General features: G+C 44.6%; 9 protein-coding genes. 1 reads left to right on the forward strand and 8 read right to left on the reverse strand.

Annotation, left to right across the window (positions count from 1 at the left end; translation table 11 throughout):
* Positions 1-17: 17 nt before the first annotated feature.
* From QUB63_RS17035 to QUB63_RS17045, 3 genes are all read right to left on the reverse strand, one after another.
* Positions 18-161: a hypothetical protein gene (locus QUB63_RS17035; protein ID WP_332946442.1), complete on the reverse strand. Its 144-nt coding sequence runs from the start codon at positions 159-161 to the stop codon at positions 18-20.
* 7 nt (positions 162-168) lie between these two features.
* A complete protein-coding gene (locus QUB63_RS17040; RefSeq protein ID WP_332946443.1) occupies positions 169-2,778 on the reverse strand; it encodes a polynucleotide kinase-phosphatase in 2,610 nt (869 codons plus the stop codon).
* 306 nt (positions 2,779-3,084) lie between these two features.
* Positions 3,085-3,987: a leucine-rich repeat domain-containing protein gene (locus tag QUB63_RS17045; protein ID WP_332946444.1), complete on the reverse strand. Its 903-nt coding sequence runs from the start codon at positions 3,985-3,987 to the stop codon at positions 3,085-3,087.
* Positions 3,988-4,185: 198 nt separating this feature from the next.
* On the opposite strand from QUB63_RS17045, the gene QUB63_RS17050 reads away from it, so the two are divergent.
* Positions 4,186-4,548, forward strand: coding sequence for a hypothetical protein (locus QUB63_RS17050; RefSeq protein WP_332946445.1), 363 nt, complete (start codon positions 4,186-4,188; stop codon positions 4,546-4,548).
* Positions 4,549-4,812: 264 nt separating this feature from the next.
* On the opposite strand, the gene QUB63_RS17055 is transcribed toward QUB63_RS17050, so the two are convergent.
* The 5 genes from QUB63_RS17055 to QUB63_RS17075 form a co-directional block, all read right to left on the reverse strand.
* Positions 4,813-7,086, reverse strand: coding sequence for a leucine-rich repeat domain-containing protein (locus QUB63_RS17055; protein WP_332946446.1), 2,274 nt, complete (start codon positions 7,084-7,086; stop codon positions 4,813-4,815).
* An 89-nt stretch (positions 7,087-7,175) separates the two neighbouring features.
* Positions 7,176-7,436 (reverse strand): hypothetical protein, encoded by a 261-nt coding sequence (locus QUB63_RS17060; protein WP_332946447.1) that lies wholly within the window; start codon positions 7,434-7,436, stop codon positions 7,176-7,178.
* Between the two features lie 20 nt (positions 7,437-7,456).
* Entirely contained in the window at positions 7,457-10,123 is a 2,667-nt protein-coding gene (locus tag QUB63_RS17065; protein ID WP_332946448.1) for a GUN4 domain-containing protein, read from the reverse strand.
* Complete coding sequence (locus QUB63_RS17070; protein ID WP_332946449.1) at positions 10,113-10,352, reverse strand: TPR end-of-group domain-containing protein; 240 nt, start codon at positions 10,350-10,352, stop codon at positions 10,113-10,115. The genes QUB63_RS17065 and QUB63_RS17070 overlap by 11 nt, the downstream gene beginning before the upstream one ends.
* Before the next feature lie 214 nt (positions 10,353-10,566).
* Positions 10,567-11,982 carry a DUF6745 domain-containing protein gene (locus QUB63_RS17075; protein ID WP_332946450.1) on the reverse strand — a complete coding sequence of 472 codons (1,416 nt, stop codon included), beginning with the start codon at positions 11,980-11,982 and terminating at the stop codon, positions 10,567-10,569.
* Positions 11,983-11,986: the final 4 nt, after the last annotated feature.

Consider the following 11,986-nt stretch of genomic DNA (forward strand, 5'->3'; position numbering starts at 1 on the left):
TAACGGATTTAGCGGATTTAGCCCAAAAGGGCAATCGGGGTGCGATCGTCCAAACTCACTAATGACGGCAGGACTGATGACGGCCCGACTGATGACTTCTTCCTTCTTCCTGATGACTGATGACTGATGACGGCAGGACTGATGACTTCTTCCTTCAACATCTGCTATTTACAATCTCGGATCTACTGGTTCGCTTTCCATCGCTAAAACTCCAAAAACGCACTCGTGAACTTGTCTCAAAGGAGCGCCCGCAACAAATCGCTCCAATGCTTCTACGCCGAGAGCAAACTCTCGCAAAGCTAAAGAACGCTTCCCGGAAAGCCCGCGCGATCGCAATTTTTCCAAATGCTCCGGCAAAGAATATTCCAGACCGTAAATAATTCGCAAATACTCTTTACCGCGACATTTTACCGCAGGCTGTACAAGTCCTTTGCTATTTTTCACAATAAATTCCATCGGCTTAACAACCATCCCTTCGCCCCCGGCATCAGTCATGCTTTCCCACCATTGAATCCCTGCGGATTGGCTGTCAGCATCGGCAAGTTCAACTACTTTGTATGCAGTAGCTAACAGGAATTCTGGATCGCACGCACAGATTTGTGCTATGTGTTCCATGTGCCAGCAGTGATTTTTATCGGTGTGAACATTTCCCTCGGTTGCCAAGATGTGGAAAGGCGCTAACTTGAGGTCGGATATGGATTTCACGGGCCAGCAGTAGCGCTGGTAGGCATTGACATAGCGATCGGCTAAATCGGCTCGTTCCCGGTAGCTAGCCAACACAGAATCAACAGCAACTCCCCGCTGTTTCGCCTGTTCTAAATTCTCAATCGCCGCCGCAAACCCGTGACGGGATGCGGTGCCCGCGGGAGCGTATTGTTCTTGCAATAAACCCTGAGCTTTTGCCGACCAAGGCATTAATTCGCAGTCCAAACACACCCAATCTGTTTTAAAGTTTTCCCAAAAATTGCTGGCAGAAAGAGCGGCATTTACCCGCGTTAAAAACTCTGTTTCTAAGGTAGAATTATCGAAGAAATGGCGACCTGTACGGGTGTAACAAATGCCAATGCTGTTGTTAAAAATCCCAAAGCGCCGTTTAGCCGCCGATTCATCGCGGCAAACAATGACAACTGCACGGGAACCCATGTGCTTTTCTTCGCACACAACTGTCGAGACGCCCTGCTGTTGGTAGTAGTTAAATGCTTCGGCTGGATGTTCTAAAAGTCCGGGTTCTTTGGAAGTAGCAGCGGGAGACATGGTGGGCGGCAAATAAATCAGCCATTTGGGATTGGCTGCAAATCTGCTCATTACTTCTAGGGCGGCGATCGCATTTTCTTCGCGAATTGCAATGTTACGTTGCAGGCGAGTTGAAATAATGCGTTTTCCGAGTACGTCGGAAATGTCCAGCACGTCATCAAACTGCTGTTGGGCGGTGAGATTTTTGGCGGGAATATTGTTAAGTGAATTTGAGCTGGATTGAAATGCGATCGGTTTGGCAGGTTCGCAGTAAATTCTCGCAGCAGGAACGCTGACAAATTCTCTTTCGGGATAGCGCAAAGCTGTTAGTTTGCCGCCGAAAACGCAGCCCGTGTCAATATCAACAGTATTGTTCAACCATTCTGTTTCGGGAATCGGGGTGTGTCCGTAAACAACTGCTGCTTGACCTCGATATTCGGCGGCCCAATTGTAGCGGACTGGTAAGCCAAATTCATCGATTTCGCCTGTGGTTTCTCCGTACAAGGCGAAATCTCGAACGCGGGCGGATGCGCGTCCCTGCAATTCTGCTTTCATCCCGGCGTGGGCGACGACTAATTTGCCGCCGTCGAGGACGTAATGTCCGATTAAACTATCTAGAAATTGGCTAATTTCGCTAACTGCTGATTCGCGCAATTCATCGGGTAAGTCGGCAATTTCTGCTAAGGTTTGTTCGAGTCCGTGGTTGATTTTGACATTTTTGCCGCTGAGTTTTCGCAATAATTTGATGTCGTGATTTCCGGGGACGCACAAAGCGGTTGATGCGCTTACCATGTTGCGGACGAGTTTGAGGGTGTCGAGAATGCGCGGGCCCCGATCGACCAAATCTCCCAAAAACACGGCTTTACGCCCTTCTGGGTGCGCGTAGAGGGGAAAATTCCAAAAGCCGGACTCGCTGGATTCTTCGACAATTTGATAGCCCAACTGTTGCAGCAATTGTTCTAATTCGCCGCAGCATCCGTGAACGTCGCCGATGATGTCAAAGGGGCCTGTGTCCTGTTTGCGGTTGTTCCACAGCGGTTGTCTCTCGATTTGGGCTGCTGCGATGTCTTCTGGGGAACGGAGGATGTGAACGTAGCGGAAGCCTTCGCGATCGAGATTTCGGAGCGATCGTCTTAAATTTTGAACGTGGCGGCGAATTACGTGACTCCCGAAATTGCGGTTTGGACGCTGTTGATTGCGATCGGCGCACAATTTTTCCGGCAAATCTAGCACAATTGCTACTAAAAAGCAATGATATTTTCGGGCTAATTCTAACAGCGGTTTGCGGCTTTCCGGCTGAACGTTCGTAGCATCAATCACAGTTAATTTACCCGCCGCCAGACGTTTAGCAGCGATTAAATGCAGCACTTCAAAAGCATCAGGGGTGGCCGCTTGATTGTTTTCGTCGTCGGAGACTAGACTGCGGCAGTAATCGGCTGAGATGATTTCTGTCGGTTGGAAATGCTGGCGCGCAAAGGTGGATTTTCCGGAGCCGGATGCACCGATGAGCAGGACTAAAGATAGTTCGGGAATTGTAATTTTCATAGTTTAATAATTGTACTTTCTTTTACTGGTTTTTACTCGTTTATTACTCGTTACCAGATTGTGCTTTACAAGGCAGATAAGCGAGGCTTCAGCCTCACGAAGTCCGATCGAGACCCCAGCCTCGCTTACATGGGCTAAGGGGCACAGCGACAGGAACCAGTTAAAATGCGATCGGCTAAATCACAATTACACTGAGTCCTACTCTCCGATCGCCATTTTTGCCATTCTAGCCAGAGAGCTTCATCTGCAAATTTTGCCCATATATGATTTAAGTTTATACAGCAATGCCTCTGTTGTACCCTTTACCTAAAAATCCCATGCACATCGATAATTCAAATGTATCAAGTTTGGCAAGGTTGTCAGAGGACTGATATCAGTAATTCGGTTGTAGCTAACGTTTAGATTCTTCAGCGTCGTGAGTTGAGCTATGGTTTTTAAAGAGCCATCGCCAATATCATTTCTGGATAGATCCAGAGATTGTAGTTGAGTCAACGCTAGCAACGGACTAAAATCTGTCTGCTCTGTCAGGTGGGTTCCATCAAGTTGCAGATCCGTCAGATTTTTCAGTGCAGAGAGGGGAGAAAGATCCGTGATGGGATTATCTGAGAGATCTAAAACCCTTAACTCGGTCAAAGCAGCAAGAGGACTCAGATCTGTAATGCTATTTTGACCGAGATTGAGTTCAGTAAGGTTTGTGAAGTTCGCAAGAACGCTAATGTCGGACAGTTTGCCATAGCTGTCGCTGTTGTTCTCACTTTTCCAACCATTAAGATCCAGGCTGGTTAGCTGGGTAAACGATGCCAATGGACGCAGATCCGTAAGCTGGTAGGAATACCCGTAGGAGTAGGAATCCCCGCAAAAGAAGTTCTGAAGACTTAATTTTGTACAGGATAAAAAAATGCGTTCTAAACTCTCACTCTCTATATCTGTCCTGAGATTTTCAGGTAACAAACTCCTTACATCCTCCAAAGGAAACTCGTCGTAGTAGTCGCTCAGACCTAACTCTTTGCAGGCTAAAAAGATGCGTTCTTTAATCTCACTCTTCAGTGCTGTCATGACTTGAGTAGGCATCCAACTCCAGACATAGTTCCATTCAATCAGTTCTAGCAATGCTTCGACAGTGCGTTTCGCTTCTGCTGGTAGGCGATCTTTGGCATGATACCAATCAATAAAGCGAGTGAAAGTTAATGGATGGGGCAGGTTAATCATCGAGGCAACCCTACTTTTCTCTACAGTGAAAATATTATCCCACCGCTTATACTACAAAATGTATTAAATACAATACACAAGCCTACCATTGAGGCACTCGCTGCTGCACTCCAAACTATACTTACCATTCAACGGGCAGTGGCTCATCTGGGGTAATTTCCTAATATGAGAGAATCGGGAGTTAGGATATTAGCCTTTATGATTCAATGGTTATCATCTTTGAAAGAATTTGAGCAATTGACAGAGCCGTATCACAAGACTCATGCCGTTTATTTCGATACGTTATGCGTTTTAACAGCTATTTCTTTTGCAGAACTGCAAGCCATTCTTCCCTGTCCTCCTGATTCAAATCCTTTTCCACTCGCTGAACCGGGACCACACGAGAATTGGTATTGTTGTATCGACGATTTACCTGTTCTGATCTCGCATCACCATATAGAAGAAGGACTATGTACAAACATCCGTACCTTTGCAAGCCATCCTGGTCAAGATGACTATTTTTGGTCTCCTGTAAAGCAGTTAATAGTTCTACCCAAGCCACTCATGCAACGCATTGTTTAGATCGGATGGTGGGGTCTCAAGAAGCAACCCGTGCGAGCGCTGTATTGTTGTAAAGCACCAATAGCAACGGAATCACCTCTGGAACTCTATCAAACTGAAACGGTTACTGAAGCGGAAGCACTGCTAAATTTCTTGCAGTCTTTACAGTCAGAGTACACTTACTACATCGATAAACCAAACCTAAGTACAGCACAAAAGTAGGCGAGCTTTTTTACGAACTGTACTCAATCTTTTACACGCAAGGCGATCGCGTCTCATCAATTGTTAGGTTTCTGCGGCAAACGCTTTGGGATCAATATCCCAGTTTGCCCAGCGGATAGCTTCACGGGCAGAGGTGAGATTAGGAGGCACCCGCAAGACGTGAATCCGATTCGTGCTAGGGCAGGTCATTTTCAGCAGATGGATCGGTTCAACATCCACCTGAGCATCAATTTTGAGCAAGGTATATTCACGCCAACTATCGAGTTTTACAGTTTGAAGTTCTTCACAGATGCGATCGTAGCCAATTTGTTGAATCAATAATCTGCGAATCTCAGCATTGTTTTCCGTAAGCAGCCACTCTGCTTTCCACTGGCTCAGATGAGTCCAGTATTGCCGAGGAAGTTCAACCCCAAAAGCCCAAACTTTCAACTTTGGATTGGGATGGTTGGCTAGTGCTGACAAATCTTGAATGGGATTGTCCGTTAGAGAAATTTCTTCCAAGTTTTGTAATTGTCCAATCTCTGGTGGCAATTCTGTGAGCTGATTCTCCCTTAAATCGAGTTTTTGTAAGTTTTGCAATTGCCCAATTTCCGGTGGCAATGCTGCGATCAGATTGTCCCTTAACCAGAGTCTTTGTAATTTTTGTAGTTGTTCTATTTCGGCTGGCAACTCTGTGAAATGATTTCCCCCAAATCCGAAATCCCTTAAACTCGATAACTGAAGCTGTTGTAAATTTTTTAAATCTCCAATTTCCGGTGGAAATGTTTTGATTTTCTGACACCATAGAGTAAGTTTTTGTAATTCTTGCAATTGTCCAATTTCGGATGGTAATTCTGCGATCCTATATCCGGTTAAACTAAGTTCTCGTAAATTTTGCACTTGGCCAATTTCCGGTGGCAATTCTGTAATACCATTTGCTTCTAGACAAAGTTTTTGTAAGTTTTGTAATTTTCCAATTGCCGGGGGCAATTCTGTAATATGATTTGCTTCTATAAAAAGTTCTTGTAAGTTTTGCAATTGTCCAATTTCCGATGGCAGTTTGGTGATATGATTGACCCGTAGGGAAAGCTTTTCTAAATTTTGTAGTTGTCCGATTTCGGGCGGCAACGCTGTAATATCATTGTAACCTAAAGTTAGTTCTTGTAATCTTTGTAGTTTTCCAATTTGAGGCGGCAATGTTTTAAGCCTATTTGCCCTCACTGTGCCTAATGTAAGTTTTTGTAAACTTTTAAGCTGAGCAATTTCCGGGGGTAATACTGTAATTTCATTCTGACTTAATAGGAGTTTTTGTAAATTTTTTAGTTGCCCAATTTCGGGGGGCAAGGTCTTGATTTCATTATCACCAAGATCCAGTTCTTGTAAGTTTTGTAGTTGTCCGATTTCGGGGGGCAATGTCTTGATTTGATTATTACCAAGAGCGAGTTCTTGTAAGTTTTGTAGTTGTCCGATTTCGGGGGGCCATGTCTTGATTTCATTATCACCAAGAGCGAGTTCTTGTAAGTTTTGTAGTTGTCCGATTTCGGGGGGCAATGTCTCGATTTTATTATAATTTAAATAGAGTTTTTGTAAATTTTGCAACTGTCCAATCTCAGGCGGAAGTTCTGCGATATTACCTACTATATTGAGACTTAATAAGTTTTGCAGTTGTCCAATTTCGGTTGGCAATGTTATAACTTTACGGCTGTGTAAAATGAGCTCTTGTAAGTTTGCAAATTGCCTAATTTCATGTATTAATACTGACCATTTATTTACTTTTTCACAAAGATATAAAGAGAGTGTTTGTAAGTTTTTAACTAGAAATATTTCTGGTGGCAATGTTGGGGTTTCATTTAAGAATAAGTTGAGTATTTTGAGTTTTTGCAATTGTCCAATAGTGGGTGGCAATGTTGTGCGTTGACTGTAATTTAAACTCAGATTTTGTAAGTTTTGTAATTGTCCAATTTCTGGTGGTAATGCTGTGAGGTTATTCATACATAGATTGAGTTCTTGTAAGTTTTGTAATGGCCCAATTTCCGGTGGTAAGACTGCGAGTTTATTCATATATAGATTGAGTTGTTGTAAGTTGGGCAATTGAAAAATTTCAGGTGGCAAGGTCGTGATTTTATTAGTATTTAGATTGAGCGACCGTAGGTTTTGCAATTGTCCAATTTCAGGTGGTAACGCTGTGAGTTTATTCCACGTTAAATTGAGTGTTTGTAAGCTTTGTAGCTGTCCAATTTCAGGTGGTAATGTGACAAGGTTGTTTACCTCTAGATCGAGTTCTTCCAGGTCTTTATACTGTTGAAAAAAGTCCGATGGAAGTTCTTGAAGTCCTTGGCGCGATATATCTAGTTTCATGGGATTCTCCAAATATTAAAATTTGTTTGGAAGAGCGATCGCAATCAAACCTATCAAAAGGAAGTTGGGCGATCGCCAACTCAGCAATTTTAGGTTTCTACTGCAAAGGCTTCGGGGTCAACGTCCCAGTTTGCCCAGCGAATAGCTTCATGGGCAGAGGTGAGATCGGGAGGAACGCGCAAAACGTGAATATGATTCGTGCTAGGGCAAGTCATTTTTAACAGATGGATCGGTTCGTCATCGATATCTGCCTGAATCTTCAACAGCGAGTATTCACGCCAAGCATTTAGCTGTAAGGCTTTAAGGTCTTGCACAATGCGATCGTAACCAATTCCTTTTTCACCTAACATCTATACCCTAGTGAGAGCCACTATGAAGTTTTGCAAGCTTCAAGGCGCGGGAAAATACAAGCATACAAATCACGGATAATGGTGACACCCCCAACGATTTTGGGATAATATGTACGCCAAACAGGTGTGGGCAGATGTCCTACAGGAGCTTCAATACTAAACGTTAAATCCTCAAACCAAATGCTACTTTCATCAACGCGCCAGCCGACTCGAGTGTCGAATTCTTGCTGAACTTCAATAGGAGAAATCTGACCATCAAGCACTCCACCACATTGCAAATAGATATCTTTTTGAATGCTAAAACCAAACCGCCCTTGACTGGCATCAACCCAAAGTTGGTCAAGTGTCTGGAGTTCAGTGCAGGGAAAGCAGCGCAACTCTTCATCCGAAATTGTCTCTCTCGGTTTTCGATCGACGACTTGCAACATGAGCAGATAGGTTTCGTAATCTGCTTCTTTCCATTGCTTTACTGCAAGGAGATTGCGTAATTTGGTGTAATCGATTTCAGGAGGTTTCCGGTCAGAGAAGATATATTCATACCGACAATCTCCATACTCTCCCACATTTGCCCAGAGCGGTAAGTGTCCTGCTGGAGAACTAAGATGAAATTTAATGTCCTCATACTCACCTAAAAAGCCAGCTACGATCCAACCAACGCGCTGACAAAATGACTGCCAAACTTCATCGCCGGGATATTTACCATCCAGCGTGCCACCGCATTGGAGATAAATTTCTCGTTGGACGCTGAAACCAAAGTGCCCGCAACTGGTGCTTGTCCACAGTCGATCGATGGTTTGCAACTCTTGGGAGGAAAGTGTTAACACCTCTTCCAAACGGATGACACTACCTATTTTTCGTCCCAGCTTTTCCCGAATCAGAGCATATGTGACTCTTTCAGCTTGTTGCCATCGTTGAGCCTTCAGCAGGTCACGCAACATAGTATAGTCGCCGTCGCAATCTGTAGGAATTTCTGGAATTTCGATTGAAATCTCTGGTGAGGTTTCTGATTCGTCAGGGCGATCGCTCTTTGTTTGTTGGGCGTGTTTGGCAATTCCACGAAAGGCAGTCAATCGTATTTGCTCATCTGGTTCATGAACAGCAAGTTCGTTCAATAATTCGATAGCTTCAGAGTTACTCAAAAAATGTTCGCCAAGCACTTTCACGGATGCATGACGTAATTCATTGGGGGTTTGAGCATTATCAATTAAATCCTTCAGCCAAGAGAAGAGTTGCAAATCCCCGGCATAGCATTCACCAATCGTATCCATGACCCAGAAATAGGCGAAACTTTGCTGATTTTGAATATATTGATCGATACATTGGCGTAGCAATGGCAGAGTTTCAAGATTGTCTGTGAAATGAGCCATCCATTGTAGGGCGCGTGTTTGATTAATGCCATCATCATTCTGAGCAATGTCGAGTAGAAATGGCAGAGTTTGTGGTTCGTTCCGATAATGTTCAACCAGGAGTGCTATGAATTTCTCTTTGAAAACCACCCGTTCTTGTTTAAGAAGATGATGTAACACAGCCAAGGTTTGTGGATGCTCGCGGTAGTTCTGAACAAGCAGGTTTACAGCTTTCTCCAATTCATGAGAATAGTCAGCATCATGATACGTTTGGACGAGTTCCAGCCACAAGGGTAAAATTTGCGGATCGTCCCGATAATATTCAGTTGCTGCTTCCATTGCCTTTACCGCCTGCTTTTTCAGAGACCGATCGTTGCTTTGAATCAGAGATTGGATAAAGTTCTGTAAGATCGGTAGGGTTTGGGAATTGTCTCGACAGTATTTGGCAAGGAGCTGTATTGTTTCGATTGCTAGATGAGAGCCAGGATCTTGGAGTTTATGGAGTAGCAGTGGAAAAGTTTGCGGATCGTCTGTGTAATGTTCGGCAAGTGCATTCATGGCGATCTTTCTCAAACGCCATCTATCGCTTTCCACGTAGCCCTGTAACAATGGTAATGTTTGCGGATCATCTTGATAGTGTTCGCTAATTTGCCGCAATGCTGCTTCTTGAATCTGATCATTTTCATCGTGATGGCGATCGCGTAATAAAGCTAGCGTTTGAGGCTCATTCTGGTAGTAGTCACCCAGCGCAACTACTGCGGCATATCGAACATGCTTATCTTCAGAATTTTCAGCGCGATCGCACAGCCAGGAATACGTTTGGGGATTATCCTGATAATACTTACCAATTGCATCAACTGCGGCATATCGAACATACTTATCTTCAGAATTTTGAGCGCGATCGCACAGCCAGGAATACGTTTGGGGATTATCCTGATAATATTCACCAATTGTCTCAACTGCGGCAAACCGCACATACTCATTTTCAGAATTTTGAGCGCGATCGCACAACCAGGAATAAGTTTGCGGATCGTCCCGATAATATTTACCAATTGCTTCGACTGCTGCCTGTCTGAGCCCGTCATAGATATCATTTTCCACCCTATCCTGTAGCAGCTCGAGAGGAAGACGACGATCTCGATAGTAATCAGCCAGTGTCATAACTTGCCGAAAAATTGCCTCTTGTTCATGGCAATCAGGGGCATTGTTATAGTGATTTAACAGCATAGCAGAAGCTTGAGGATGATCTGGATAAAGTTCCAGAATTTCCTCAACTGTTGCTCTTTGAATTGGTTCAAGAGCTTTAGGTGCGTTTCCGTCTTTTGCAGTATTATTGTCCATTTTTCAACAATTCCTTAGAATTACAAGCTTCGTTTTTTAACAACTGTTCAAATCCCTCGCAATCGCGAAGGCAATCGAAACTTTTGTCAGTTGCAAGGTGATCGGCAAAATCTGAATTGAGTTCAAGAGCGCGTTGTAAGCTAGAGATTGCTTCTGCTACTGCTCTATTTTCGGCATAATGGCAGGCTTTGTTATACCAACTATGCTTAAGGCGTTTGAATTGCGACATGGTAAATACTCCTGATTGATGAGTGTTGTTGGTAGGACAGAACTGAATTAAGCTCCTGCTCATTTAAATGTCGGGAAAACGCATCTCTAATTCGCTGTTTGTCAATGTTCGGGTGTTCGTAGTCGATCGCAGATAATCGATCGACGCTCTGTTGAGCCTTGGGTAATAGATCGGTTGGCAACATAGTTTTATCCTTAATTTGAGAAGCGAGTGATTATGACTCAACAGAAAATTGCTCTGGGTCAATATCCCAGTTGCACCAAGCGATCGCCTCTCGCGCCGAAGTAATATCAGGTGGTGTCCGCAAAACGTGAATATGATTCGTGCTAGGACAAGTCATTTTTAACAGATGAATCGGTTCGTCATCGATATCTGCCTGAATCTTCAACAGGGAGTATTCACGCCAAGTATCTAGTTCTACGGCTTCAAGGTCTTGCACGATGCGATCGTAACCAATTCCTTGAATCAAGACACGCCGAAGTTCTGCGTTTGGTTCTTCTAGTAGCCATTGCGATCGCCACTCCCTAGACAAGACTGCTCCGTACTTTTGGGGAATCTGGGTTCCTCGCCAAAAATAGTAGCACTCCCAGTCTAACCATTGAACAGCAGGTTGACCATCTGCGTGAAGCCGATGAAGTCCATTGTTTTCAATTCGCATTACTGGAAGGGTCAAGGCAATAACTTTTGTTGTTGTCACCCAAAAACAAAACAACCCTGCTTCAACCCCATCTACCAATGGCATCCACACGGCACACAATCGATCGTGTTGAGGGCTGCCACTCGTACAATTGACGCTCTCAACAGCCATCTCAACAACCGTCTCAGTATCCTTTGCAGTCCCTCTCACAACATTCCAATCACCATCGAATGCAGCCTCTATTGCAGCATTCCTCGCCCTATCCCTCGCCGCAATATACGCAGACAGAATAGTATGGCTCACTGCCTCCAGTGCATACTTAAACGCCCGATCGCTGGCATAATCACTCCAAGCTTTCCACCCAGCCCTAAACGTAGCATTCCACGCCTCACCCCACCCAGTCCTAAGCGCAGCACCGTTCGCAGCCTTCTTCACAGCGTCTGTCGCATCACCCCACGCCTTATAAAACACCACTTTAAACCCATCATTCCACGCAGCATTCCACAGACGATCGCTAGCGGTCTTATTCACAGCCCTAAATGCAGCATCACTCGCAGCTTTCTCGGCTGTCTCAAACGCAGAACTCCACGCTACCTTAACCGCGCCAAAATGTGGAGCATCACTCGCCCCAGCACTCGCTACATCAAACGCAGCCTGCCTCGCAGCTTCCATCGCCACATCACTCATGAAATTATTTGTAGCATCAGACGCAGCCTGACTCGCCGCCTCAAACGCCGCATCACTCACAGCCTTCTCTGCTGCCTCAATCGCTGCCTGCCACTCGGCATCAAACGTACTCTCCCATGCCACATCAAAGGCATCAAATAATGAGTGATAAATTTCAACAAAGCGATCGTGGAGATTTAGTGCTATTAAATGCTGAGAAAACGCATCTCGAATTCGCTGTTCGCAAATCTTCGGGTTTTCGTAGTCGATCGCAGCCAGTCGATCGATGATCTGTTGAGCCTTGGGCAATAAATCTGTCGGTAACATAGGC

This window comes from Microcoleus sp. ARI1-B5 (assembly GCF_036705795.1).
In the GTDB taxonomy this organism is placed as follows: domain Bacteria; phylum Cyanobacteriota; class Cyanobacteriia; order Cyanobacteriales; family Microcoleaceae; genus Microcoleus.